Here is a 26485-nt window from a genome sequence, read left to right as displayed (position 1 = left end):
TAATGGAGCGCCAATCTCCGGTTTGGCGCCCCATTGCGGCTTGATTTGACCTCATCATTCCACCAGATCAGGCATCTCACGTTAGGCTCATGATTGGAACCGGATCGGGTCTCCGGATGTTTGGTTTTCCTCGGCAACGGCAAGGGCCCCGCACCGCTTCATAATCCAAACTACGATTTCAAAGACAATGGCGTTCTTCACGGTACGCGCTTCCACGAAGCCGTGGTGCGTCATCGCCAGAGGTGAAGGGATCAGATCCTATGATCTGGCTGTTAAACACCAATATTTTCAGAAGCTGCAATCTTGTGAATTTCTTAGGTCGTCATCTCGACATGAATGTCTTCGCATTTCTCACCAGCGCCGTGGTACTGCGACCGTGGTTCAATTGGTTCTTTGATACGGGCTTCACCGAATGTGACATGCCTGCCTCCGTGTTTCTGCCGCATGTCAGGCCAGTCGGCCTCGAATGCGAGAGAGACATGCTGACGGCAACGAGAGGGGTGAACACCCATAAGGGCAGTATCTTTGCCTTTGGTCTGCTTTGCGCTGCCGCCGGGCGGTTGGCCGGACGTGGCGCTTCGCTCGGCGCCGATATTCTGTGCAAGGAAGTGGCGGGGATGTGTGTGGACTTGGTCGATGAACTCGACGCGGCAAGGGAGGCAAGAACTGCCGGTGAGCTATTTTTTCAGCGCTACGGCATGACCGGTGCGCGGGGTGAAGCGGCATCCGGATTTGCAACCGTGCGAAAGCATTCCTTGCCTCCGTATCATAAGCTCCGTCGCATTGGTGTGGCTGACGAAACTGCTTTACTCGTTGCACTGTTAGAGTTGCTCGCCTTTAATCCCGATACAAATCTGGTTGCCAGAGGCGGCCTCGAGGGACTTTCTTTCGTGCAGAAACTAGCTCGTGCGCTGCGATCGGAAGACTGTGCCGCCCTGCCGTACTTGCGATCCCGCCTTCAGGAGTTTGATGAGTTGGTGGTCGCGCGCAATCTGAGCCCCGGAGGAAGCGCAGATTTGCTTGCCGTGACATGGTTTCTTGGCAATCTAGGTTTCGGAGCTACGGTCCCGTCTATCCCATGAGATATCTCACCACTCGATCCTTGAGGGCGCCTTCATAACCGGAATATTACGAGCAAGCTGCCTTGATCGACTAGGATGAGGACCTGATCAAACTATTGCCGAAGTATGGCTAACTCCTTAAGAGGGTGTTTCGCATCGGTCGGGCGGACTTTGGGTTTGGGGGCGTTTGGAGCGGCCAGGGCCCTGTGTTCGTTGGTACGACAATGCTTGCGACCGGGATGGTTCCCGGCCGCGGTTCGGTCTTATCCGAAGGTAACGTTGAGGCTGATCGGAACGGCCGAAAGTGCCTTTGAGACGGGGCAGGCAGATTTCACGTCTTCAGCAATCCCGGCAAACGTCGCTTCATCCGTTCCCGGGACCGTTCCGCGCAGGTTGAGTTCGATGCCCGTAATCTCGAACCCGTCACCAACCTTGTCGAGCGTCACCACCGCCTTGGTGTCGAGGCTTTCTGCGGTCAGGCCGGCTTCGCCAAGCGACTTGGAGAGCGCCATGGTGAAACAGGCAGCATGTGCCGCACCGATCAACTCTTCAGGATTGGTCCCCGGAACACCCTCGAAGCGGGTGTTGAAGCCATAGGGCTGAGATTTCAGGGCACCGCTCTCCGTCGAGACCTGCCCCTTGCCGTCCTTCAGTCCACCTGTCCAGTGTGCAGAGCCATTCTTGTTGATCGCCATCGTGTACCTCCTCGTATTTTCGTTGCGATGGATCAACGGGCTGTCGGCGCGCAACGTTCCGGGCAAGCCGACAAAATCTCCATGCCCGGGCACGGTCGATGACTGTAACTTTTTTATCCTTCGCGCGTTGGACAGCACGCCCATACGCGAGGAGCAAAATGGAAAGACTGGTTCACACGATGATGGAAGCGCTTGGGCCTTTCGGCATCGCGCTTCTCATGTTTCTGGAAAACATCTTTCCACCCATCCCGTCCGAACTGATCATGCCGCTTGCCGGCTACCTCGCGACGCGCGGCGACATGCATATCCTGGTCGTCATCGCGTCTGGTACCGTTGGCTCCCTGCTCGGAATTCTGCCCTGGTATTTCCTCGGCAGAAAGCTGGGGCATGAAGGGGTGAAAAGGTTCGCCTCGCGCCATGGCCGATGGCTCACCATGTCGCCATCGGAAGTCGATGCAGCGGCAGATCGCTTCAAGCGCCACGGCAAGGTTTCCGTCCTCGTCGGACGACTTATTCCTACCATCCGCACGTTGATATCCGTACCTGCAGGCGTCGAGGGCATGTCGCTCGGTCAATTCCTTGCTCTGTCGGCCATCGGGACATTCATCTGGACCATGGCGCTGGCGATGGCGGGATATTTGCTAGGGCAGGCCTATGGCGTCGTCGCGGACTATGTCGATCCGGTGTCGACCGCAGTGCTTGTCCTTCTCATCGCCGTCTACCTCTACCGGGTCGCAACCTACAGGGGTGAGCGCGCATGACTGATTGGGCCACCGCCTTGGGCATCCAACTCGATTTCGTGCCCCATCTGGCCGCACTCATCTTCGCCTATGTCCTCGCTCTGCCGATCGGCTGGGATAGGGAGCGCAACGAGCGGAGTGCAGGACTGCGCACGTTTCCGCTCGTCGCAATAGCAGCCTGCGGTTTCATACAGGCCGCAGAAACCGTGACAGTAGGTAATGCCGAGGCAACGGCACGTGTGGTCGAGGGGTTGATCAATGGTGTCGGATTTATTGGCGGCGGTGCCATTCTTGTTGGCAAGGCTAGCACACGTGGGACCGCGACAGCGGCAAGCCTTTGGGCTACTGGCGCGATCGGCGCCGCGGTTGGATTGGGCGCCTATGACACCGCCATCGTACTCTCCATCGTCACCTTTGCCACGCTCAGGGTAATGGCGAATTTCAAAGCGACCAGGGATGACGAAGACGCTTCTTCCTGAAGAAGCTTGTATCGGTATCTGCTTGCCGCACGGCGTGCGGGCGAAAGGCGGACAGGAAAAAGCCCGGCGCGTGCGCCGGCTCCGGATATGCCGACGCAATCTAGTGGCGATGTTCGGGCATCTGCTTGAGCTGATCTTTCGTCCAGGCCGTGACGGCGTGAACATCACCGTCCTGGTCGCGCATGAATTCCAGATCGGTCAACGGAACGGCGACGGGCTTGGCGCCGATTCCGAGGAAACCGCCAACATCAATGATCGCGGTACTGCCTGCACCTGATCCATGGATATGGTCGACCTTGCCGACCTTGTGATCGTCTGCGCCATAAATCGTTGCGCCCTCGAGAACGGTTGGCGTCAGTTCCGTCGTGCTTAGACGAACATGATTGGTGTGGTCCATGATGTTTCCTCCTTGTGTTATCCGCAGCGACCGAACCTGATGGCCAAGCTTTTGTTCCTGTAGCTGCCTTCGGCGGAATGCCGGAAAACTGGAGCAAAAGGTCACACGTGCCGCAACTCATTGAGGCCGCAGTGAGCGGCGATTGCCTTGCGCATCGCGGGCATCGTGTCATTGCCTTCCCGAAATAGATTGATGACGATCGCAGCCGCCAGCTCAGCCTCGGGACTGTCCTTGGCGACATTGGCGACGGCCATCCACTCCTTAAAGGCGGTGTCGACGATATCGAGTTCGGTCGGTCCGAAAGTCGTTTCGAAGAAGTTTCTCATGGGATGCACCTGTGGTGGTCGCAGCGGGATGCATCATGCGTCGTCATTCAAGATGAGAGATTTCGCCCAGGTGGGTTGCTGGCTTTTCGTCTCCCGGCGTTTCTCATCCGTCATGGCGCGCTACTTTCAATCCCGTGCGAATTGCGGGACCGGCCTGATTGGAGATCAGAAATGGAGCTTCAACCCTCATCCTCGTCATCCCAATCGGAGCGACCATGAGGATCGGTGGAGCGATGAGCATCGCGTTCCCACTGATAGGCGGCATCTTGCCAGTGTTCCCGATCCAGGCCCTGTGGGCGGCCAGCCTGCTCCCAAAGATCATAGGCCTTGCGGGCAATCCATTCGTCGCGCTCAGGCATCGTTTCCTCCCGTGTTTACAAGGCGGGAATCTGGGATACTGCTGGCCGTAAACAATGTCCGATGCCGTACGAAGGAACGTGTTTCGACGAAGGCCCATAAGCGGACATGGTGTTAGAACATGATGCGTTACGGACCAGTCGCAGGGGCGATCTGCATTTGCGCTGGCTGCAACCGGTCCGCCTCGGGCACAAGCGGGTCCTGTCCGCCTTGCATGGTTGCGGCAGCCGGCGAAGCAGCGTTTGCGTGGTCCGTGCCGATCGGCTGCGGGATCGTCGTGCCATCAGCGGCGGAAATACGCCACACCGTATTTCCTGCATCATCGGCCACAAGCAGGGCGCCGGTGCCATCTATACCGAGGCCGACGGGACGACCGCGAGCCTGCTCACCGTTGATGAAGCCCGTGACGACGTCCTGCGTCTTGCCCGAAGGCTTGCCATTCTCGAAGGGAATGTAGACGACCTTGTAGCCGTTGAAGCTGTCGCGGTTCCAGCTGCCTCGGTTGCCGACAAATGCTCCATTCGCATAGGCTTGCGGCATGGCCGAGCCTTCGGTGAAGGCCATGCCCAGCGCCGCGACATGGCTCGACAGCGCGTAGTCGGGCTTGATTGCCTTCTCGACCATGTCCGGACGCGGGGGGTAAACGCGCGGATCGACGTGATCGCCATAGTAGCTCCATGGCCAGCCATAAAAGCCGCCATCCTTAACCGATGTCATATAGTCCGGCACAAGGTTGGGGCCGAGTTCGTCGCGCTCGTTGACCACCGTCCAGAGTTCGCCGGTCTGCGGATGGAATGTCAGCCCGTTCGGATTGCGCAGGCCGGAAGCGAAGACGCGTGCCGCCCCGGTCTGCCGGTCGACCTGCCAGATGGCGGCCCGGCCTTTTTCTGCCTCAAGCCCGTTTTCGGCGACGTTGGAATTCGAACCGACGGACACATACAGCATGCGGCCATCCGGGCTCAGCGCCATATCCTTCGTCCAGTGATGGTTCAACGGACCGCCAGGAAGCGGCGTCAGGGTCCTCGGCGCTTCGCTGATCTGGTTCTGGCCGAGTTCGTAAGGGTAGGCGAGAACAGCACTGGCGGACGCCACATAGAGCGTGTTGTCGGCCCATGCGAGGCCAAAGGGAGAATCGAGACTGGTCAGAAGGTCATGACGCTCGTCGACCTCTCCATCGCGATTGGAGTCGCGCAGCAGAGTGATGAGGTTCGTCTCCTTCTGTTCCCCGCCACCGCCGCCGGAAGCCATCGCCATGATCCAGCCGCGGATAAAATCCTTTGGCCGACTGAGTGGTTTTCCCTCCGGTGCTTTCGACTGCACCACCAGTACATCGCCATTCGGGAGCGTGTGGACCGTGCGTGGGTTGGCGAGGTCGTTGGCATAAGCCGTTACCTTGAGGCCTTCCGGTACAGACGGCGTCTCACCATCCTTCCAGCCGACCACCTCGGCTACCTTGAGGTCCGGCAGCAATTCCTGCTGCGGTTCCGGCAGAACTGGGTCGGGACCGATCTGCTGGGAGGTATCGAAGACCGCAGTCTGCGCCATTGCGGTGCCTGCAAGGCTGGCCGTCAAGGCAAGGGCGGAAACGCCGGGAAAGAACGATTTCATCTCAGACCCTCCAGGCCAGTCTTGCGTATTTTCTTGCCGACGTGATGGAAGCGAAAACGATGAGCACGAATGTTGCCGTCGAAATCGCCAGGCCGAACGGAACGACCGCCGTCCAGCCGTCACGGGCATGAACGAAGCTGTTGACGAAGGCGAGCAGCAGGATCGCGATATAAAGCAGAATGGCCATGAAGCCGGGTCGAAGTGGCCGCGTGCGCCGCCGAAGAATATCGATCACGCCCGCCAGCAGACCGATCGCTCCAAACACCAGGCCGGCAAACAGCAGCCACGAGGCAAAGGTCAGCCAGATCAAGTTGCCGCCGCTTTGCCAATAGGAGATGTCCGCCACCAGGGTCAGGGTAAAGCAGACGAGGGGGAAGGGGACGAAAAGCGATTGCAGCGGATAGGCGGCGGAATCGCGGTTTGGCGAGGAAAGGGCGGCCATCTGTCACTCCGTTGCGACGGTGAGCTTGTGCCATTCAACCGCATCACGGCGCGAATTGTTCCCGCCAACCGTCGCGTCTGGAGAACCTGGTCTCCCAGGCGCAGACCACTATGAACAGCCAGACACGAAAATGACAATCACTTGGAACCATGAGGTTCCGCCACCGTTTCGCCACGAATGGTCAGGTGCAGAGGGGGCAATTCTGGATGGCGGATGGCTGCGTGACCGGCACATGCCGGCCGACACGATCAAAGACGCATCTTTCGCGGCTCTGTCCCAGCCTTCTCGCTCTGCTCGCCTTCACGCTCACGTCCTGTTCCGGCAACCATTCCGCACTCGACCCCGCCGGGCCTGAAGCCGCAAACGTCGCGCAGCTTTTCTTCGTCATGCTGGTCGGCGGCGCAGTCATCTGGCTTGGGCTTGTCGCCGCCCTTATCTACGCCGCGCGAAAAAAGCGGGAGCACAGCGAGGAGAGCGCCGGCCGCGTCATCCTTTGGGGCGGAGCAATCATTCCGACAATCATCCTTTGCGCGCTGCTCTCCTATGGCATGTGGCTCATGCCGGCGATCCGGCCATGGATACCGGACGATCAACAGGTGCGCCGCATCGAAGTGACCGGTGAACAGTTCTGGTGGCGGGTGCGCTATCTCGACGAGACGGGCAAAACGATGTTCGAGACGGCCAACGAAGTGCGTATTCCGGTCGGTCAACCGGCGCATTTCTCGCTCAAGGCCGCGGACGTCATCCATTCCTTCTGGGTTCCTTCGCTCGGTGGTAAGATGGACATGATCCCCGGCCGCACCAATCCGCTGACGCTGACAGCCGACAGGGAAGGGATCTATCGCGGCGTCTGCGCTGAATTCTGCGGTGAGTCCCATGCACTGATGGCCTTCACCGTGCGTGCGGTTTCGCCCGAAGAGCATGAGGCCTGGCTGGCCGAACGTCGGGCCTCCGGTTCGCAGGAGGCCGAGGGGCTTGCGGTCTTCCTCAACAATGGCTGCGGCGCCTGTCATACGATTTCCGGCACGGCCGCCAATGGGCGCATCGGGCCGGATCTCACCGCATTCGGAGAGCGCGCGACGCTTGCTGCCGGAACACTGCCCCACACCGCCGAGGACATCGCCCGCTTCGTCGCCTATCCGGGCGAAATCAAGCCGGGTGTGAAGATGCCGCATTTCGGGATGCTTCCTGAAGATGACATCAAAACAATCGCGGTATTCCTGAAGGAGCTCAAGTGATGGTGGAGCTCGGCGATTTCTCGCCCGAAGAGCGGGCAGCACAGGAGGAGCGGTTGCGCAAGGTGTGGAAGACACCAGGCGGCTGGCGCTACTGGACCTCTGTCAACAATAGCGAGATCGGTCTCTGGTACGGTGTCACCGCTTTTGCCTTCATGCTGTTCGCCGGCCTGCTGGGATTGCTGATGCGTGCCCAGCTCGTGGTACCGAACAATAATCTCATCTCCGCCGAGCTGTTCAACCAGGCCTTCACCCTGCATGGCACGGTGATGATGTTCCTCTTCGCGGTGCCGATCTTTGAAGCGATCGCGATCTTCCTTCTGCCCTCCATGCTCGGCGCCCGCGAGCTGCCGTTCCCGCGGCTTTCTGCCTTCGGCTACTGGAGCTTTCTGCTCGGCGGCATTTTTGTCTGCGGATCGATCTTCTTCAATGCGGCACCCAATGCCGGCTGGTTCATGTATCCGCCGCTCGCTACCGACAAGGAATATGCCGGAATCGGCGCCGATATCTGGCTGCTCGGCCTGTCCTTCATCGAAGTTGCATCGATCGCCGCCGCCGTCGAAATCATCGTCGGCATCATGAAATGCCGTGCGCCGGGCATGCGCATCAACATGATGCCGATGTTCGCATGGTATCTTTTGATCGTCGCCGGCATGATCCTGTTTGCCTTCCCACCGTTGATTGCCGGTGACATCCTGTTTGAAATGGAGCGGATGTTTGACTGGCCGTTCTTCGACGTCGCGCGCGGCGGCGATCCGCTTCTGTGGCAGCACCTGTTCTGGATCTTCGGCCATCCGGAAGTCTACATCATCTTCCTGCCGGCGATCGCGCTGATGGCGATGATCGTGCCGACATTCTCGCAGCGGCCGATTGTCGGCTATTCGTGGATCGTGCTGGCGGCGGTGGGAACGGGCTTCTTAAGCTTCGGCCTATGGGTACATCACATGTTTACCACCGGCCTGCCGCAGATTTCCTTGGCTTTTTTCTCTGCTGCATCCGAGGCTGTGGCGATCCCGACAGGCGTGCAGATCTTCGTCTTCATCGCCACCATGCTGGCCGGTCGGGTGATCTTTTCCGTGCCGATGCTGTTCGGAGCAGGGGGCCTAGCGATCTTCACCATCGGCGGCCTGACCGGCGTTATGGTGGCGCTCGTACCCTTCGACTGGCAGGCGCATGACACCTATTTCATCGTAGCGCACCTGCATTACGTCATCATCGGCGGCGTGTTCTTCCCGATCGTCGCCGGCATCTACTATTACTTTCCCTTCGTCACCGGCAAGAAACTCTCCGATGCCTGGGGCAAGGTGGCCTTCTGGCTGATGTTCGTCGGCTTTAATGTCGGCTTTTTCCCGATGCATTTTTCCGGTCTTCGCGGCATGCCGCGCCGCATTTTTACCTATCCGGAAGAATTCGGCTGGGACCTGTTCAACCTGATCTCGACGATCGGAGCCTTCGTCTTCGCCGCGGGCGTCATGACCTTCGTCATCGATATCTTCCGCCCGAAACCGGAGCCGCAGGTGCGCAATCTCAACCCGTGGAATTCCGGCACGCTGGAATGGACCAACGATCCGTTAGAGGACTGGGGCATGCGCTCGGTGCCGATCATCACCAGCCGGTATCCGCTCTGGGAACAGCCGAACCTGCAGGCCGATATCGAGGCAGGACGCTACTATCTCCCCGACGCCAAGTCGGGCCAGCGCGAGACGCTTGTGACGTCCGTGCTCGATGCCGAGCCGATCCAGTGTCTGCGTGTCGGCGGCGTTTCCCTGGTGCCGATGGTCGCCGCCTTGGCGCTCGGCGGCGTCTTCATCGCGCTGACCTTCCACTGGTGGATCCCGACCCTCATCTGCGCCGTCATAACCTTCATCGCGATCATGGTCTGGCTCTGGACGGGGACAGCGCAGATCCCGGAGGCGGAGGAGGTGGATGTCGGCCTCGGGCAGAAACTGCCGGTCTATGTGTCCGGTCCGGCTTCTGTCGGCTGGTGGGCGATGTTCATCACCATGGTGGGTGACGGTACCGCCTTTGCGAGCCTCATCTTCGGCTATTTCTTCTACTGGACAGTGCATGACGATTTCACCGCTGGCGCCACTGGCCCCGGCGTATTGTGGCCGATGCTGGCGCTCGCCCTTTTCACCGTCGCCTGGCTCTTGACCATCACGGCGCGCGAATTGAACGAGAAGGGACCTGCCGGCTGCCGCATCGCGCTCGTTGCCAGCATTCTTGTTACCATCGCCGCCTGCCTTGCAGGACTTGCCGGTCCCTATTTCCACGGCATGGACCCGACCTCGAACGTCTATCCCGCCACCGTCTGGATCATCGCCATCTGGACGGTCGTTCATGGTGCGGTCGGGATGATCATGCAGGCCTATTGCCTCGTCGGCAGCCTTACCGGACGGGTGACGGCTGCCTATGATCAGGATATCCGCAATGTCACGCTCTACTGGCATTTCATGGCTTTTACCGCAGTCGTCACATTCGCGGTGCTCGGCCTGTTTCCGATGGTGAGCGCATGAAGAGCTTCATCCCGCGCGAGGTGGAAAGCCTCTGGACCCTGTTCACTGCTCCGACCGTGTGGGCGGTGCATTTCATCGGCTGTTACGCGACCGTTGCCATCTACTGCGCCAAGGCTGCATCTCTTGATTTCGATTTTGCTACGGTGCGGCTTCTTCTCGCGGGCTTCACCGTCGTCGCATTGGCCGTCATCGTGCTTTCCGCCTGGCTGGCTTGGCGGCAATGGGGTTTTGGCGTGCATGACCCGCCGCATGATGAGCCGACGAGGAAGGGGCGTACCCTGTTTCAGGGTTATGCGACGCTGCTTCTTTCGGGCCTCAGCTTTGTCGCCGTCATCTACGCCGCCATTCCTCTGATCTTCATCGCAGAGTGCCAGCGATGAAACGCGCTTCGCTCTATTCCGGTTTGATCCTGCTCGCAGCGCTTTGGGGGCTATTGCTTCCCTTCGCCGACCGGGCCTCGTTCACCATCCACATGCTCGCCCATATGGGTGTCGTTGCCGGTGCAGCACCGCTGATTGCCATCGGCCTTTCGGGAACGCGCTTCGATTTCCCGGCTCGCTGGCCATGGTTCTCGCCTATCGTTGCCTCGATCGTGGAACTTGTTGCTGTCTGGGTCTGGCATATCCCCGCTCTTAGGGCACTGTCGGAAAGCTCTCCGCTCATTGCAGCATTCGAGCAGATAACCTTCCTGGCTGCAGGGCTGGCGCTCTGGCTCTCCTGTCTCGGCGGGCTCGAAACGGGCAGGGACGGCCGGCGGATGGCCGGAGCCGTGGGCCTGCTGTTCACCTCCATGCACATGACGCTGCTCGGAGCATTGCTGGCGCTCTCGCCGCGGGCACTCTACGGCGAAGGCGAGGTGAGCTGTTTCGGCATCCCGCTCAGCCCGGTCGTCGATCAGCAAGCGGGCGGCGTTATCATGCTGCTGGTGGGTGCGGCGGTCTATCTCGCCGGCGGCGTCTCGCTTCTGGCCACGACGCTCAATTCCGGCATTCCGCAAGCATCACGCAGGAGAGGCTGATGACCATTCGCTGGAAACACCTGATCGTGCTCGCCATCATCGCGCCAATCCTTGGGCTTGCCGTCGGCTGGTCCGGGCTGATGAGTGTGCGCGCCTCGACCGGCCACTGGGCCGCCACCGACTGGTTCCTGCATTGGGTGATGCGCAACTCCGTCTCGGCCCGTGAAGTTGCGACCGGCGACGTGCCGCCGCTCGACGATCCCGGGCTCTTGCCCGGTGCGGCCGGCCATTTCGAAACTGGCTGCGCCGTCTGTCACGGCTCGCCGGCCCAACCGAGACCGGATTCGGTGCTCGCCATGCTGCCCCCGCCGCCGGACCTGAAAGAAGTGGTGCCCGAATGGTCGGATGCCGAACTGTTCGAGATCGTCAAGCACGGCGTCCGCTTCACCGGCATGCCGGCATGGCCTGTGCAGTCGCGCGATGACGAGGTCTGGTCGATGGTGGCGTTTCTTCGCAAGCTGCCGGATATGGATGCGAGCGCCTATATCCAGGCGTCCGGCCTGCACGGGATTGGCCACGCCGGAGAGGTCTCGCCTCTGCCGATCACCTGCGAAAGCTGCCACGCCGAAGCAAAGCTGAATGATGGTAGCTATATTCCACGGCTTGCCGGGCAGTCCGAGGCGTATCTCCTCGATGCTCTGAAGGCTTATGCGGACAAGCAACGCCCAAGCGGCATCATGCAGGTGGCGGTCGGTACATTGTCCGTTGAGAGCCTGCCAGAACTGGCTGCCTATTATGCCAACCAGAAACCTGGTCCTCGGGCAGATGCAGCCCCTGATCCGGCTCTGATCGAGAAAGGGCGCCTGCTGGCAGAGCAAGGTCGCACTGCCGATAAGATTCCTGCTTGCCTGAGTTGCCATGACAAACAGGGCGGAAATCCGGCCTACCCAAAACTGTCCGGTCAAAATTCAGCCTATCTACAAAATCAGTTGACGCTATTTCAATCCGGCGGGCGCGGTGGCTCTGAATACCACCACCTGATGACTGGGGCCTCCAAGGAACTCACGGCCAATGATATTTCAGCTGTAGCAGCATACTTCAGCGCCAGATAATGCGACGGGTGTGTAGCTAAATTGGAGATGGACAACGGCGGTTGAGAGGTAGGAGGCTGTCCTACCTCTCAACAAAGGATCAGCAGCGATCCACGTACCTGTTGCCGTTTCGATCGCGATAGTAGCAACGCCCCGGCTGATCTGCGACGTTGCCGATCAATGCGCCGGATACGCCGCCGACAGCCGCGCCGACAGCCGCGCCTCTGACATTGCCTGTGGCAACACCACCGATGACGGCACCACTCGCAGCGCCGATGCCGGCACCACGTTCGGTCGAAGAGCATGCGGTCAAAGACAATGCCGCCAACAGCGGAATGATGATTTTATGCATTGAAACCTCGCTTTTTTACAAACGGCAAACGTCGCGACGTGTGATGCGTTCCGATCATATTTAGCGAGAGAAGAAGTTGGATCTTGCAACATCGATCAGTTCGTCTCCTCGACCACTCATCACCGCCTTGGCAGCCCAAAGGCTCATGCCCATCACCTGGGCCGCCTTGATCTTCGGAGGAATGGATAGCTCTTGCGGATTTGTGACAACATCGAGGAGTGCCGGGCCTGGATGGCGCAGAACAGCTTCAATGCCGCGTTCCAGTTCAGCGGGATCCTCGACACGGACAGCATGAATGCCGGCGGCACGCGCGACCGCTGCAAAGTCCGGGTTTTCAAGATCGGTTCCCGTTTCGATATAGCCGGCGGCCTTCATCTCCATGGCGACGAAACCCAGAGACGAATTATTGAAGACAATGACCTTTACGGGAAGATTTTCCTGTTGCAGCGTCAGAAAATCGCCCATCAGCATGGTGAAGCCGCCGTCGCCGGACATGCTGATGACCTGTCTATCCTTGTCGGCAGCCTGCGCTCCAATCGCCTGGGGCAGCGCATTGGCCATAGAGCCGTGAACAAGCGACCCAATCAGGCGTCGCTTCCCGTTCATCTTGAGATATCGCGCAGCCCAGACCGTCGGCGTTCCGACGTCAAAGGTGAAGATCGCGTCGTCCGATGCCTGTTTGCTGAGCAGTCTCGCAACATGTTGCGGGTGAATTGTCCCTCCGGCTTTGCCGGTCGCGAGGTCGTCCAGACCTTCGCGTGCCTTCTTGTAGGCTGCCAGGCAACGATCGAGGTGTTTGGTGTCGGTCTGTTCTCGAAGCTTAGGGAGTATTGCGCTGAGCGTCGACTTGACATCACCGACGATCGCCAGGTCGAGCGGTGTTCGCCGGCCAAGGTTTTCGGGCCGGATATCGATTTGCACGACCTTCGCATCGGTCGGATAGAACTGCCTGTAGGGGAAGTCGGTCCCGAGCATGATCAGCGTGTCGCATTCGAGCATCGCCTTGTAACCGGACGAAAACCCGATCAGGCCGGTCATGCCCACATCATACGGATTATCCCACTCAACATGCTCCTTGCCGCCAAGCGCATGCACGATGGGTGCCTTGAGGCGCGAGGCTACTGCGACGACCTCGTCGTGCGCGCCTTGGCAGCCACGACCGCACAGGAGAGTGATTTTTGAACTTTCGCCCAGCAGCGCTATCAGGGCGTCGACTTGATCATCAGCCGGGACCACGCTTGGCAAGGCCAATTTCAGGGCTGCCGGAGACGAGATTTTTGCAGAAAAATCGGCAAGGGCGATATCGCCGGGGATGACGATAACCGCAACGCCGCGTTTGCCGACTGCGGCCCGAATGGCAGCCTCCATGACACCAGGCAATTGCTCGGGTTGGCTGACGAGCTCGCAATAATGGCTGCACTCCCGAAAGAGCTGATCCGGATGCGTTTCCTGGAAATAGCCTCTGCCGATTTCCTCCGACGGTATCTGTGCTGCAATCGCCAGAACCGGGACACCAGAACGGTGGCAGTCGAACAACCCATTGATCAGATGCAGGTTGCCCGGACCGCAACTTCCCGCGCAAACAGCGAGTTCGCCGGTGATATGAGCTTCCGCGCCAGCGGCGAAGGCCGCAGTCTCCTCGTGGCGAGTATGAACCCACTCGATATCGCCTCGTTTGCGCAGAGATTCCGTCAGTCCATTCAGGCTATCGCCGACAACACCATAGATCCGCTTTACGCCGGCGGAGTGCAGAATCTCGGTCATTACGTCGGCGACTTTGGACTTCATTGCGATACTCCTTCAAAATAGGTTCACGGCGTGGGTCACCAACCCAATTAGTCCGTGCTGCGCCCATTCCAACCCTCACACAGAGCGTCGGGGTTGCCGCGAAACTGATTTCGAAGGTTTTGTACCTGCGACCGCCGTTTGAGCCGCGATGAAATTCGGCCCACACGAGATCAGAGGTGCGGCGGTTGGATTTTGCTGATCGAATGGAACCGGCCGTCTGCCAGCGTCTTGTTGAGATATGAGAGCACCGCCGAAAAAGCCCGAACACAGCAAAGCCGATCTCCACGTCCGAGATCGGATAATTCATGCGCTTTACCTCAAGCTGAAATCCGAGAGGGAAACGCGTGAAGCTCTGCTCTATACGTCCTAAGTGGGGGCCGGGGCTGAGGTTCTGGAAGCCATTGCATCCGATCCTATCCCCGTATCGATGACTTGGGACAAGAAGAGACGGTACCGTTACGCTTCGCTGGAACCGCGTCTCCAGTAGGACACGGCCAGATGTTCCTCCTTCCTTAATCGGACGTCCTGCCGCAGATAGGCGCGGATCGATCGAAAGTCTTCGAATTCGCACCCAGACCAGACGTAGATCCGCCTGCCGTCGCGAGGAAAGTTGATGCTTCTGACTGCATCGACGAGAGGTGAATTCGCGCCAGGATTTGATCGGTCTCGCATCAGCCAGATCACCTTGATGCCTTCGGGATGAACCAAATTCTGGATTTCATTTTCGCACGCAACTTCTATGAAAGCCTTGCCGGTCACGGTCTCTGGCAACGCCTCCAGCATGCGCGCGATCGCCGGAAGAGCAGTTTCATCCCCCGCAAACAGGTACCAGTCGGCTTCAATGAGGCCACCACCGCCCGGACCCGCAATGCCGAACCGATCTCCGATCCTCGCCTGTTCTGCCAGCGCCGACCCTGGGCCCGCATCTGCGTGCAGGACGAAGTCGATATCGATTGTGCCTGCCTTAGTGTTGATCGACCGAACAGTGTATTTGCGGAAATCCGGTCGCAGGTCCGGGTTTGCCCAGTGGATCATGCCGTCCGGTCCGACGCTCGGCCATTGCGGTTCGCTCACACCGGGCTTCTGGATTAGGATGTTCAGATGCAACGCGTCGAGCGGTAGAAATCGCGCGACATCCTCACCTGCGAGCGTGAGCCTCCGCATGCGAGGGGTGATGTCTTCAATAGCGCGGACCTCCACAACCTGGAAATTCGGCGGGCGGATCAGGTCACCACCATCGCCCTGCCATATGATCCGAGGGACGGTATCCGCTGCGAATTCCGTTATGTGCGAAGCCACTGCCAGACGGGTGAAATAGATGCCCTCAAGATCCGTCGAGCGAATGGCGATGACGGTGGTGGCGCCGTCTTGGCGAAAGCTGGCGATTGAGTTCTTGAACCGGAGTGTCCTGAGACCGTCGGCTTCTTCGAGATCTGCATCATGTTCGACCATGTGACGACAGAGTTCACCGAGAACGCGGTCAGGGTCGTCAAGCACGATACGCGCCTGGGATTCCAGCTGTCTCATGGCGCAATCCAGAACGTGCCCTCAAGCGGCACTGCAAAGAAGTGTTGGTTGATCTCGGCCAAGGTCATCTCCGGGTCGATGTCCGACATCTCGTCCGGATGCAGCCACTTCGCGAAGCATTCGAAAACTATGATGTTGAGCGCCGAGATCGCGATTTGGTGGGAAACCGCGAAAACCTTGCCCTTTTGCACGGCTGTCAGGCTGTCCAGATGGTTGCGATTGGTGACGGCCCGCAGGGATGAAATCGCCGTGCCGGCCGATATGCCGCCACCCATCGCCATGCCACCACGGTCTGCAAGGCGCGGCATGCCGGTGGCGATATAAATGTCCGGATCGGCACCCAGAACATATTCGATATTGATGCGCGTATCGTAACCGGATGCGGCGTCTGCGCCGATGCTGTGGCCGCCCGCAAGTTCGAGATATTGTGTCATCCGATTGCTGGCACCGGCAGTGTAGCAGCAAAGCGAGCCTGCTTGAACGTCGATCAGCACCGATTTGGGCTTTGTGAGGTCGGATAGACGCTCGTCAACTCTGGAGTACCGGGCCTTAACGAAGGCAGCATATTCCCGCGCCTTGCTTTCTTTTCCTATGATCTGGCCAAGAAGCCTAACCGAAAATGCAGTTGCATCGGGAGGTGACAGTTTGTCGACCTGCGGCCCGTCGAGAAAAATGACAGGAATGTCGGCTGCCGCAAGCTGCTCGACCAAAACATCCCAGCCGGCCTGCCATAGCCCGACGATGAAGACGTCCGGCTTCATTCCAATGATTGCTTCAACGGAAATCTTGCCGGCGACCACGCCACCGATATCCGGGATTGCATCTATCTCCGGAAAGCGCTTCCTGAAGGCGGCATATACACCGCCATCAATCCGTCCGGGCGTACCCCATCCGGCGAGCCTGGAGACCGGATCGGGATCGATCAGCGCCAATGAATACAGGATGAGACTGTCATTGACGACAATCCGCTGTGCTGCGTTTCGCAGTTTTACTTCGCGGCCAAGCGCATCATGCACCACCACTTCCGCGCTTGCCGAAGAAGCAAAGATGAAAGTCACGGCGGCAAGGAGCAGACCGAGCCATGATCGACGATAGATTACCATGTATATTTCAGGCTGGCCGTGATGGCGCGTCCTGCCCCGTAGTTGCAACTGCCACCGGTCAGGTTAAGGCAATGGGAAACGTATTTTTCGTCGAAGAGGTTCGTGACGTTGAACTGCAGTTTGGTTCCGCCGAATTCCTGTTTCAAGGCGCCGAAGTCGTAGGACGCCCCGATGTCGACCAATGTTCGTGCGGGAATGCGGAGTTGATCGAGGTAGGTCACGTCGGTCTGGTAGGAGGACATGTAGCGCACACCGGCGGTCAGCGTCAGGCCATCTATGGCGGCCGGACGATAGGCGCCCCAGATGCTTGCCTGATGCTCGGGAAGGCGTAAGACCTCCCTGCCAATGGCGATCGCATTTGTCGATCTCAACACCTCGGAATCCGAATAGGCATATGCAGCCATCAGGTCGAATTCGGGGGTCACCTCGTACTTCCCCTCGATCTCGACGCCGCGAACGCGTTGACGTCCATCCTGAAGGTAACTGACCGGCCGTGCCGGATTGGGCCCGACCGGAGTGAGCGCGTTCTCGTGGATGAGGTTGAAAAGCGAAACAGTGACCATACCGCGGCCGCCTGCGGGCTCGTATTTGACCCCGACCTCGAACTGGTCGGCAGTCTGCGCCTCGAATGGCTGACCAGCGGCATCGGTGCCCATTAACGGCAGGAAAGATGTGGAATAGCTGGCATAAGGCGCAAAGCCGTTGTCGAACAGGTAGGTTAAGCCTGCCCGCCAAGTCAGCGCCTTGTCGTCTGTACTGACGGTCGATCCCGTCAGGCGGTTCTTATTGTCGATATTCGACCAATCATAGCGGAGCCCGAACGTGCCGAGCCACCCGCCGTAGCGGATCTGGTCCTGCACGTAGAGCCCGACCTGATCCTGAGTCTGCAGACCGCTCGCGGTGATCGGTGCAACCGGAAAGTCGATGCCATAGACAGGGTTGAGGAAATCGATGCCCGGGACGACGGTACCAAATCCGGTATTGCCGAAATTGGTGCTCGATTTGCCGTGGACGTAGTCGAGGCCAAACAGCATGGTGTGGTCGAAGTCGCCCGTATCGAATTTTGCCTCCAGTTGGTTGTCAACCGCGAACGTGGAAGTCCAGTCGTCCGAAATCGCCGTCACACGATCCAGATTTGCGGATGGAGCGCCGGTATAGGCGAAGGCGGGATTGACGAGCACGAGATCCATATGCTGGTCGGACCGGCCATAGCGGAGATTCTGGCGTATCTTCCAGGTCTCGTTCAACGCATGCTCAAACTCATAGCCCAAGTGATAGTAATCGCGGCGGAAGCCGCCCCAGTCCGGGTCGCCCAGGAAAACGTCACGCGGGATCTGCGCCGCCGGGTTTGGCAGGAGAGTGCCGTAGGCGGGATAGAAGCGGGGGCTGAAAATCGGGTCGTCATGCTGGTAATAGCCGTAGAGAGTAAGCGAAGTCTCCGCACTGGGAGACCATGTGATTGACGGCGCGATCATCAACTGCCGATCGCGCTCATGGTCGATCTGTGTATGCATGTTGCGGGCCTGGCCGAGGAGGCGATAACTCCAATCGCTTCCTTCAGTGACAGGTCCGGTGAAATCGAATGAGCTTTGCACGCCGCCGAAGCTGGAGGTTCCGATCGAGACTTCCCGGTGCGGCGTCGTCTGGGGTCGCTTGCTCACCTGGTTGACCAATCCGCCGGGCACGGTGCGCCCATAAAGAACAGATGCCGGTCCCTTGATGACTTCGACCCGTTCAAGCGAATAGGGATTGATTGTCGGTGTCGAGTAGTTCAACGGATCGCCGGGTATGACGAGGCCGTCCAGCCACATCGTGCCGTAGGAGTTGAAGCCGCGGATGTACAGCCAGTCATAACGGACATCGTAGCCGTTCGGATCAGGGTGAACACCCGGCGTATAGCGCAATGCTTCAGCGACAGTGTTGGCGCCCTGTTCCTCCATCTGGTCGCGCGTAACAACGCTGACGGCCTGGGGTGTTTCCAGAATCGATGTATCAGTCTTCGACGCGCTACGGGTCCGCTTCGCAATAAGTCCTTGATCTGGGCCCATCGGGCCCTCTCCATTGAGAACAATTGGAGCCAGTGTCGTGTCGGCCTGTTGCGCGTCGGCAGGGCCCGTGAGAAGCATCAGGCTGGCCGTGGCTGTGAAAAAAGTCGCTGCCGGTAGATCCGCCATCCTTCTTCGGCGCAAAATGGACGTCCCATCGCGTTTCTGCGTAGCGTGTCCCCTGAACTCCTGCATCATGCCCCGTATTCTCCATTACCCATAAACTTGACCTGCATCATCAAGTTAATGTAGCTTTTATGGCATGCTGGCTTGGGTGGGAATGTGATGACCTTTGCGGACCAACAATAAACCTTTGCCGGACAGCATATATGAACGACGAACTGCCGCTCCCGTCATCGGTTCGCGTATCGCAGACCTGAAGATCGCCCAAAGAGAGCCGCTTCGATGACAAGACTTTCAGAACAGGTGGATCGGAACGCGGCTCGGCCAGGCGCGAAGCAGACGTTCTGCGTAAGGGATTTTCTTCGCTCTGATGGCGTCTCTGTCGCCAGTCCGGACAGCCAGCTCTCTCCTGATGACACATTGATCCATGGCGACTTCCTGCATGCCGAACTGCGGCCGGGACTGTTTCTGCATCTGAGCGACGTGACAGAGGAACGCGCGTTTACAGCAAAATCCACGCTGCAGGAGGGCTTATCCTGCATCTTCTTTCTGGACGGCAAGGTTGATCTCAAGATCGGCGATCGCGACTTTGCGTTCGATGGCGCAGAACGGAGGAAGCCAACTGGCGTCGCCATCATGAACAGCAGGCGGGAGAGTTTCGAACGCTCCTCCCGCCAGCGCCAATATCTGCGCCATCTGGTCGTTTCCGCATCGTCGGAATGGCTGAGCTTGGACGGACTGGCGCATTTGCAAGATGCCACTCCAGGAACCCGATTGTTGAAGGATCATCTCTCCCACCATCAATGGGAGACTACGGCGAAGACCGGCGCGCTTATCGCCGAAATTCTTTCCCCGCCGCCCCTTTTGCCGCCATTGCGTAACCTTTATCTGGAGGGCCGCGCAGTAGAACTAGTCGTTGAAAGTCTGACCGCGGCGACGCGGACAGAGACTTTTGCAGGCGAGAACGCAATCGTGACCGGGGCGGACAAAGTGAGACTGTCGCGCGCGATCGATATCATCGAGGCAAATCTGGAGTTACCGTTGAGTGTCGCGGCGATAGCGCGCGAAGCGGGCATCAGTGCGAGCGGGCTGCAAGGACTTTTTCGAAGAGCGGAGGGCAAAAGCGTCTTCGAATTCGTTCGAGAAAGGCGTCTTCAGAAGGCTTTCTCAGCGCTGAAATCCGGCGAGGCTTCAATACAGGAGGCGACGGCGATGGCCGGCTACTCCGATGCCGCAAATTTTGCCACGGCGTTCCGCAAGCGCTTCGGGCTGTCGCCAAGTCGGATCTAGCTGCGATGATCGCGTTTCCGGCTGCGTTGAGGTCCCTCGCTACCCTGGCTGTACACGAGTGACAAAACGTCCTTTGCAGCTTCATGCCACTATTCAAGCTGTTGCGTATTCTTTGAGCGCATCATGGGTTGGAAGTCACCAGTACTCGCCCGATCGTAACTCGTTGGTCGGGGGGAGACAGCACGCATGCGATCCGGGTGCAGTCAGGAGTTAGGTTAAGCTCTTGCCATGCATGCGATTTTTCGTCCTACGCTGACCGGAGAGGTCGCGATGATGGGTGATGAATGCCCTGACTGCCGGGCTGGCTTCCTTCTTCCGGTAAACGACAGCTAGGTCTGTTGTAATTTCGTTGTCGACAAGAGGGACGTAGCGCACACCCGGCAAACCGAAACAGTTCATGCTGTGCGGAACAAGCGCAATGCCGAGGCCAACCGCAATCATGCTGGCTATCGTGGTGAAATCCCTGCCGTTCAAATCCAGCTTGGGCTTGAAGCCGGCCTCACCACAGGCAGATAGTGTATTCGCATGAAAACCAACATCAGGCGGCTGCCGCGGCGTGATGAACACGTCGTCTCTTAAGTCGAGAAGTTTTATCGCTGTTCTTGATGCCAGCGGATGGCCCGCCGGCATTGCCACCACTAGAGGCTCCTTGAGCACTGTGGTGGTCTCCAGGTCTGAAGGGATCGGTGCAGGGGGGCGAATATAGCCGAAGTCGATATCGCCATCCTTGATCCTCTGCAGTTGCTGTCGCATCTCCATCTCGAAAAGCTGCAGTTCGATATCGGGGAGCGAGCGCCGGAACGAGCCCAGCATTTCCGTCAGGATGCCGGAGTAGGACGCGGACGCGACATATCCAACGGTGATCCTGCCCTTCTCACCGCGACCAACGCGCCGGATCAGGGAAAGTGTTGCATCCGCCTGTGCGATAATTTTCGTCGCATCTTCATAAAGCGCCTGCCCGGTCGGTGTGAGGTTCACCGATCGCTTGGACCGGTCGAGCAGGGGAAGACCTACAATCGCTTCCAGGGAAAAGATTTGCTGACTGAGGCCTGGCTGCGCGATGCCGAGCCGGAGTGCGGCCCGCTCGAAATTCCGCTCCTCCACCAAGGCGACGAAGTATCTGAGATGTCTCAGTTCAAAATTGGTCGCGCGCTGTCTGCCTGAAGCCATCGTCCTAACCGCACCAGTTATCATAACTTTTGCTTCTGAAAAAAGCTGCTTCCATTTATTGGATTTGATGCTGCGCTGTCGATAGAAATATGACCAATATTGTCCAGATTTCTTGCGAGGGGCGGCATGCACCGTTTTCGATCCCATCTTCTTGTCACGACCACGATGGCATTTGCCCTTTCCGGCACAGGGCTAGCCGTCGCTCAGGAGCCGCAGGAAACGACACTCGCACCGATTGTCATACAGGGGCAGGGGGAGAGTGATCCGCGCGGCCCTGTCGACGGATATGTTGCAAAGACAAGCGCCACGGCATCCAAGACGGGGACGCCTATCCTGGAAACGCAGCAATCGATTTCTGTCATCACTCGGGATCAGATCGAAGCACAGTCGGCACAGACGCTCGGCGAAATTCTCAATTATACCGCCGGGGTCGTCGGGCAGCCGTTTGGCGCCGATCCGCGCTTTGATTCACCCATCGTTCGCGGCTTCGATGGTCGGCAGCTACAATATCTGAACGGACTCAAGCTAATGCGTACAGCGGGCGCGCCGACAGTAGAGGTCTACGGCCTTGAGCGTGTCGATGTCTTGCGCGGCCCGGCCTCCGTCATGTACGGGCAAGGCAATCCGGGCGGTATTATCAATCAGGTCAGCAAGCGTCCTCGGTTCGAGAATTTCGGGGAAGTCGGCACTCAGATCGGTAGCTATGATAATTACGGTGCGTTTTTTGACTTCGGCGGCGTGATCCCCAATCACGAAGAATTCGCCTATCGCCTGACAGGTCTCGCCAAGAACGCTGGAGCGCAAACCGATAACCTGGACAACGACCGGTACTTCATCGCACCCGCGTTCACCTGGAAGCCGGATGAAGATACATCGCTGACGATCCTGACAAGCGTGCAGCATGACAATCCCAGTTCGCCTTCTGGTTTGCCACCGCAATACATAACTGGTGGATCGGGTTTGAAGCTCCCTCGCAACTTCTTCGTAGGCGATGAGAGCTTCGATGACTCCAGCAGAACCATGACCAACGTCGGATACGAATTCGAGCGGCGTCTCAACGAGACATGGACATTCCGCCAGAATGTTCGCTACACGAATTTCGACTGGAACTACCAGGCCCTCGGCATGGCGTCTGCGGGTCTCGGTCCTGACGGGCGTACGCTTGCTCGTACAGCGACTTTCCAGGACGAAAATCTGAACACATTCAACGTCGACAACAACCTGACGGCGGAATTTTCGACTGCTGCAGTCGATCATAAAGTTCTGTTCGGCCTCGATTACAGATACTTCGACAATAATGTCAGAACACGCTTCTTCCGCGCGACACCGCTTGACGTTCTTGATCCCGTCTATGGTGGGCCGATCGACATGATCTCTCCGACAATCGACACCAAGGTAAAGAGTGATTTGTCGCAGGTGGGTATCTATATTCAGGACGAGTTGGCCTATGAGAACTGGCGTGCGACACTCGGACTGCGGCAAGATTGGGCATCAACCTCCGGTACCTCGACAAATATGCTTTCAAACGATCCCCGATCTGTCGATCAGGACGATCATAAGCTGACCGGACGCGCGGGGTTGAGTTATCTCTTCGACAACGGCCTGGCTCCCTATATTAGCTATTCCACCTCCTATGACCCGATCGCGAGTACAGCCGCAGCTGACTTCAAGCCCAGCGAAGGGAAGCAATGGGAAGCTGGGATCAAGTATCAGCCGACAAGCTTCAATGGTTTCTTTTCCGCGGCGGTGTATGATCTGAAGCAAACGAACGTGCTCAGAACTGTCGCAGGCCTTCCGCAACAGATCGGCGAGGTTCATGTCAAGGGTGTCGAGCTCGAAGGCGTGGTGAGTGTGGCTCAAGGTCTCGATCTCCGCGCCGCCTACACCTATACCGATGCCAAGATCGGTGAAGGCATCGATGACGGAAACCGTGTTGAGAATGTCCCGCGAAACGCTGCGAGCCTTTGGCTAAACTATACCTTTCAGGAGGGGACTGCCCTGGAGGGACTGGGAATTGGAGGTGGCGTTCGTTACGTGGGGCAGCGTTTTGGCAATAGCACGAACAACCCGGATTTCGATCTCGATGGCGTCACATTGTTCGACGCAGCGTTGACGTATCGAAAGGAAAACTGGAAAGGCTCTCTTAATTTCAAGAACCTCGGTGACGAGAAGTATGTTGCAAGTTGCAGCACCTTCGGATGCTATTATGGGGATGGCCGTACAGTCATAGGGAAGCTTAGCTATACCTGGTAAGCCCGTGCATTCAACGAATTCAGCCTTTCTGCGACGTCGGGAAATCCTTCTCGGCGTCGCAACGTCACTGATGGCTGGCAAAGCTTTTGCCACCGGTGCTCCGCGGATTGCCGCGATCGACTGGGCGATGCTGGAAACAGCAGTGGCTTTGGGTGTGATGCCGGTTGCCGCGACCGAACTCATTCAGTTTCGCAAGGATGCAGTCGCGCCCGAAATTCCCGGCGACGTCATCGACCTTGGATTGCGCGGCTCTCCGAATTTCGAACTTCTCCATCTTTTGAAGCCTGACCTGATCCTGCTCTCGCCTTTCTACACAAGGCATCAGATCACCTTGGAGCGGATCGCGCCGATTGTCTCTTTTCCCTTCTACACAAGGGGCGAACCGCCCTTCGAAAAGGCTGTTGTTGCAGTCAGCGGTCTCGCTGAGCGGCTCGATAGGCGAGATGAAGCGTCGATGATACTTTCAGGAATTGAGGTTCAACTGGAGGGGTACCGCAGAACTCTTTCGCCGTTTGCCAAGAGGCCCATTTATCTCGTCAATGTCGGTGACGCGAGACATGTCCGGGTGTTCGGCTCGGATAGCATGTTTGGTGACGTTCTCTCCAGGATCGGTCTCCAAAATGCATGGACCGAACGGTCGCGCTACACGTTTGCCGCCCCGGTGCCGATCGAACAATTAGCGGCTCGTGAAGATGCCCGTATTATCGTGATTTCTGAAATCCCTATCGAGGCTCGAAGTTCTCTCAAGAGGAGCATGATATGGAATTCCCTGGTTCCTGTTCGGGAGCGCAGGGTCCTGATGCTGGATAATATCAACCCTTACGGCGGCGTTATTGCTGCCATGCGCTTTGCCCGGCTTCTAAGCGACGCACTATTGGGTTCGGACGGGGCAAAACGATGAGCAGGACTGTCATCGTGGGGTTAGCCGGACTGCTCGGTGCCGTCGCACTTTTTCTGTTCACGGCGACGCAACATCTGGCGATTTCGGCTTGGCCGAGCGTGCTGTTTGGCCCGGAGGAACCGGGACTCGATGGCATTATTTTGCAGTATGGTCTATTGCCACGAGCCGGTGTTGCTATCATCGCGGGGGCCGCTTTGGGGCTGTCGGGAGCACTGCTTCAACAGTTGCTGCGTAATCCGATTGCAGATCCATCGACACTTGGGATTTCCGCCGGAGCACAGCTTGCGATTGTCGTGGCTACTCTTTTTTTCCCGCAGATACTTGATGGTAATCGCACGATTGTTGCCCTTTCAGGTGCGGGAGCAGCTGCGGCAATCGTCTTCGCGCTTGGCTGGAGAACTTCATTCGAACCGGTCACGATGGTTGTTTCGGGGATGCTGGTGGGTGTCACGGCAGTTGCACTGTCGTCCGCACTCACTTTGGCTCAGGGCGAGTATCTAATGTCGCTTGTCACCTGGAATGGCGGATCGCTCAGCCAGCAGGACTGGTCAGTCTTCAATGCGCTTTCACTTGAGCTCGTGGTCAGCCTGGTTTTCTGCGCATTGGTCATGAGGCCGCTGGTCTTGCTGGGCCTTGGCGATGCGAGTGCCCAATCGCTCGGCATAAACCTGCGGGGTGTACGATTGGCCGTCGCTGTCATTGCCACCGCACTTGCCGGTTTTGTAGCGGCGAATGTCGGTCTGATCGGTTTTGTTGGGCTGGCAGCTGCTGCGTTCGTAAGAGGATGCGGTATCCGCAAACCGACTGCCGTGCTTGCTCTTTCGCCATTGGCAGGCGCATTGTTCCTCTGGATTTGCGATGGGGCGGTACAGGCAGTATCGGGCGCGACAGGAGAAACCTTTCCCACAGGTGCCGTCACCGCGCTGATCGGCGGGCCAATATTACTTTGGCTTTTGCCGAAGGTGCGCGCCGCGCGACCGACGACAGCATCTCATTTCATCGTTCGGCGCATCCGGTTTTCAAAGGGAATCTCCGGGCTTCTTGCCTTCCTGCCTGTCATTATTCTTCTGGCGTTCTTCGTCGGCAATGATGGGCAGAAATGGACCTTGCTTTCTTATGCCGATGCCGCCGAACTCTCTTCGCTGCGTTGGCCTCGATTTTTGGCGGCGGCAGGAGCCGGTGGCCTGTTGGCGCTCACGGGAGCAATTCTGCAGCGGATGACTGGCAATCCGATGGCGAGTCCCGAGGTCATTGGAGTGAGCGGCGGTGCGGGCTTGGGATTTGCTGCTTCACTGACGTTTTTTCCTGCAGGTGGACCTTATAGTCTGGTGTTTGGCGCGGCGCTGGGGGGATTGGCAGCCATGTCCATCGTCTTGGGTCTCGCGCGCCGGCAAAATTTCCCCCCTGAAAAGCTGCTCCTTGCGGGGATTGCAGTCAGTTCCCTTAGCTCTTCGGTTTTGGCCGTTCTGATGGCCGCGGGAGATCAGAAAGCGTGGCAAATATTAGCCTGGATTGGCGGGTCGGCTTCCGCGGCGACACCTGCGACTGCGGTTTTCCTCGCCAGCGCTTCCATCTTCGTGCTGCTCGCAGCCATGTTGATGGTCCGTTGGCTGACCCTTCTGCCGCTTGGGCAGGCGACTGCGCACAGTCTGGGCGTTCCGATCATGAGCAGCAGGGTGCTGATGCTTGCATTATGTGGTCTGGCTACCGGTATGGCGTCAGTCCTCGTTGGCCCGTTAAGTTTTGTCGGCCTTATCGCTCCACATATCGTCGTCCGGGCAGGCTTTGTCGGCACGAAAGAACATCTCGTGTCTTCGTTCGTCTTGGGCGCCCTGATCATGGGGTTCGCCGATTTCGGTGCAAGGACGATGACATTTCCCTACGAATTACCACTCGGTCTCTTCGCTGCGATGGTGGGAGCCCCCTATTTGGTCTGGCTGGTTGGGCGAAGATGAAACTCTTGTTGCAAGTGGAACAGGTGAGGTCGCAGTAACATGGGAGAACTCATGTCAGAAACGGACGATAGCG

General features: G+C 58.3%; 24 protein-coding genes. 12 read left to right on the top strand and 12 right to left on the bottom strand.

Features of this window, described 5'->3' with window-relative positions:
• Positions 1–260 precede the first annotated feature (260 nt).
• Positions 261–1082, top strand: a complete 822-nt coding sequence (locus tag JNB91_RS17020) for a triphosphoribosyl-dephospho-CoA synthase (RefSeq protein ID WP_220326705.1) — start codon at positions 261–263, stop codon at positions 1080–1082.
• Positions 1083–1324: 242 nt separating this feature from the next.
• Here JNB91_RS17020 and JNB91_RS17015 read toward each other — a convergent pair whose 3' ends face one another.
• Positions 1325–1756 carry an OsmC family protein gene (locus tag JNB91_RS17015; RefSeq protein ID WP_220326704.1) on the bottom strand — a complete coding sequence of 144 codons (432 nt, stop codon included), beginning with the start codon at positions 1754–1756 and terminating at the stop codon, positions 1325–1327.
• 158 nt (positions 1757–1914) lie between these two features.
• Here JNB91_RS17015 and JNB91_RS17010 point away from each other — a divergent pair, with 158 nt between their 5' ends.
• Together JNB91_RS17010 and JNB91_RS17005 are read left to right on the top strand one after the other, a co-directional pair.
• The gene (locus tag JNB91_RS17010) at positions 1915–2517 is read left to right on the top strand and encodes a DedA family protein (RefSeq protein WP_220326703.1); all 603 of its coding nucleotides are present in this window, start codon (positions 1915–1917) and stop codon (positions 2515–2517) included.
• Positions 2514–2975, top strand: coding sequence for an MgtC/SapB family protein (locus tag JNB91_RS17005; protein WP_220326702.1), 462 nt, complete (start codon positions 2514–2516; stop codon positions 2973–2975). Before JNB91_RS17010 ends, JNB91_RS17005 begins: the two co-directional genes overlap by 4 nt.
• A 100-nt stretch (positions 2976–3075) precedes the next feature.
• On the opposite strand, the gene JNB91_RS17000 is transcribed toward JNB91_RS17005, so the two are convergent.
• The 5 genes from JNB91_RS17000 to JNB91_RS16980 form a co-directional block, all read right to left on the bottom strand.
• The gene (locus tag JNB91_RS17000; RefSeq protein WP_220326701.1) at positions 3076–3372 is read right to left on the bottom strand and encodes a PRC-barrel domain-containing protein; all 297 of its coding nucleotides are present in this window, start codon (positions 3370–3372) and stop codon (positions 3076–3078) included.
• Between the two features lie 101 nt (positions 3373–3473).
• On the bottom strand, positions 3474–3698 hold the full coding sequence (locus JNB91_RS16995) for a hypothetical protein (protein WP_220326700.1): 225 nt from the start codon (positions 3696–3698) through the stop codon (positions 3474–3476).
• 179 nt (positions 3699–3877) lie between these two features.
• Positions 3878–4057 carry a DUF2934 domain-containing protein gene (locus JNB91_RS16990; protein ID WP_220326699.1) on the bottom strand — a complete coding sequence of 60 codons (180 nt, stop codon included), beginning with the start codon at positions 4055–4057 and terminating at the stop codon, positions 3878–3880.
• 127 nt (positions 4058–4184) lie between these two features.
• The gene (locus JNB91_RS16985) at positions 4185–5663 is read right to left on the bottom strand and encodes a PQQ-dependent sugar dehydrogenase (RefSeq protein WP_220326698.1); all 1479 of its coding nucleotides are present in this window, start codon (positions 5661–5663) and stop codon (positions 4185–4187) included.
• Between the two features lies 1 nt (position 5664).
• Positions 5665–6105 (bottom strand): DUF2231 domain-containing protein, encoded by a 441-nt coding sequence (locus tag JNB91_RS16980; RefSeq protein WP_220326697.1) that lies wholly within the window; start codon positions 6103–6105, stop codon positions 5665–5667.
• Positions 6106–6254: 149 nt separating this feature from the next.
• Between JNB91_RS16980 and coxB the strand changes: the two genes are divergently transcribed.
• From coxB to JNB91_RS16955, 5 genes are read left to right on the top strand one after another with little or no spacing between them, the layout of a single operon-like run.
• The gene (gene coxB / locus JNB91_RS16975; RefSeq protein WP_223218224.1) at positions 6255–7343 is read left to right on the top strand and encodes a cytochrome c oxidase subunit II; all 1089 of its coding nucleotides are present in this window, start codon (positions 6255–6257) and stop codon (positions 7341–7343) included.
• On the top strand, positions 7343–9856 hold the full coding sequence (ctaD, locus tag JNB91_RS16970) for a cytochrome c oxidase subunit I (RefSeq protein ID WP_220326696.1): 2514 nt from the start codon (positions 7343–7345) through the stop codon (positions 9854–9856). The genes coxB and ctaD overlap by 1 nt, the downstream gene beginning before the upstream one ends.
• On the top strand, positions 9853–10236 hold the full coding sequence (locus tag JNB91_RS16965) for a hypothetical protein (RefSeq protein WP_220326695.1): 384 nt from the start codon (positions 9853–9855) through the stop codon (positions 10234–10236). Before ctaD ends, JNB91_RS16965 begins: the two co-directional genes overlap by 4 nt.
• Positions 10233–10874: a cytochrome c oxidase assembly protein gene (locus JNB91_RS16960; protein ID WP_222857548.1), complete on the top strand. Its 642-nt coding sequence runs from the start codon at positions 10233–10235 to the stop codon at positions 10872–10874. Before JNB91_RS16965 ends, JNB91_RS16960 begins: the two co-directional genes overlap by 4 nt.
• Entirely contained in the window at positions 10874–11926 is a 1053-nt protein-coding gene (locus JNB91_RS16955; protein WP_220326693.1) for a c-type cytochrome, read from the top strand. The genes JNB91_RS16960 and JNB91_RS16955 overlap by 1 nt, the downstream gene beginning before the upstream one ends.
• Before the next feature lie 79 nt (positions 11927–12005).
• On the opposite strand, the gene JNB91_RS16950 is transcribed toward JNB91_RS16955, so the two are convergent.
• From JNB91_RS16950 to JNB91_RS16930, 5 genes are all read right to left on the bottom strand, one after another.
• Entirely contained in the window at positions 12006–12257 is a 252-nt protein-coding gene (locus JNB91_RS16950) for a YMGG-like glycine zipper-containing protein (RefSeq protein ID WP_220326692.1), read from the bottom strand.
• Positions 12258–12317: 60 nt separating this feature from the next.
• Complete coding sequence (gene poxB, locus JNB91_RS16945) at positions 12318–14045, bottom strand: ubiquinone-dependent pyruvate dehydrogenase (protein ID WP_220326691.1); 1728 nt, start codon at positions 14043–14045, stop codon at positions 12318–12320.
• Between the two features lie 456 nt (positions 14046–14501).
• Positions 14502–15572, bottom strand: coding sequence for a siderophore-interacting protein (locus JNB91_RS16940; RefSeq protein ID WP_220326690.1), 1071 nt, complete (start codon positions 15570–15572; stop codon positions 14502–14504).
• Positions 15569–16675: an ABC transporter substrate-binding protein gene (locus tag JNB91_RS16935; RefSeq protein ID WP_220326689.1), complete on the bottom strand. Its 1107-nt coding sequence runs from the start codon at positions 16673–16675 to the stop codon at positions 15569–15571. The genes JNB91_RS16940 and JNB91_RS16935 overlap by 4 nt, the downstream gene beginning before the upstream one ends.
• On the bottom strand, positions 16669–18723 hold the full coding sequence (locus JNB91_RS16930; protein ID WP_223218223.1) for a TonB-dependent siderophore receptor: 2055 nt from the start codon (positions 18721–18723) through the stop codon (positions 16669–16671). Before JNB91_RS16930 ends, JNB91_RS16935 begins: the two co-directional genes overlap by 7 nt.
• A 540-nt stretch (positions 18724–19263) precedes the next feature.
• Between JNB91_RS16930 and JNB91_RS16925 the strand changes: the two genes are divergently transcribed.
• Positions 19264–20133, top strand: a complete 870-nt coding sequence (locus JNB91_RS16925; protein WP_220326687.1) for a helix-turn-helix transcriptional regulator — start codon at positions 19264–19266, stop codon at positions 20131–20133.
• A 210-nt stretch (positions 20134–20343) separates the two neighbouring features.
• On the opposite strand, the gene JNB91_RS16920 is transcribed toward JNB91_RS16925, so the two are convergent.
• Positions 20344–21303: a LysR family transcriptional regulator gene (locus tag JNB91_RS16920; protein ID WP_220326758.1), complete on the bottom strand. Its 960-nt coding sequence runs from the start codon at positions 21301–21303 to the stop codon at positions 20344–20346.
• 165 nt (positions 21304–21468) lie between these two features.
• On the opposite strand from JNB91_RS16920, the gene JNB91_RS16915 reads away from it, so the two are divergent.
• From JNB91_RS16915 to fhuB, 3 genes are all read left to right on the top strand, one after another.
• Entirely contained in the window at positions 21469–23556 is a 2088-nt protein-coding gene (locus JNB91_RS16915; RefSeq protein ID WP_223218222.1) for a TonB-dependent siderophore receptor, read from the top strand.
• A gap of 70 nt (positions 23557–23626) precedes the next feature.
• On the top strand, positions 23627–24457 hold the full coding sequence (locus tag JNB91_RS16910) for an ABC transporter substrate-binding protein (protein ID WP_220326685.1): 831 nt from the start codon (positions 23627–23629) through the stop codon (positions 24455–24457).
• Positions 24454–26412, top strand: coding sequence for a Fe(3+)-hydroxamate ABC transporter permease FhuB (gene fhuB, locus JNB91_RS16905; RefSeq protein WP_220326684.1), 1959 nt, complete (start codon positions 24454–24456; stop codon positions 26410–26412). The genes JNB91_RS16910 and fhuB overlap by 4 nt, the downstream gene beginning before the upstream one ends.
• The last annotated feature ends 73 nt before the right edge of the window (positions 26413–26485 follow it).

It is taken from the genome of Aliirhizobium wenxiniae (assembly GCF_019511445.1).
Taxonomy (GTDB): domain Bacteria; phylum Pseudomonadota; class Alphaproteobacteria; order Rhizobiales; family Rhizobiaceae; genus Neorhizobium; species Neorhizobium wenxiniae_A.
Note: the sequence above shows the minus strand (reverse complement) of the source record. Positions and strands in the feature narration are given on the sequence as shown.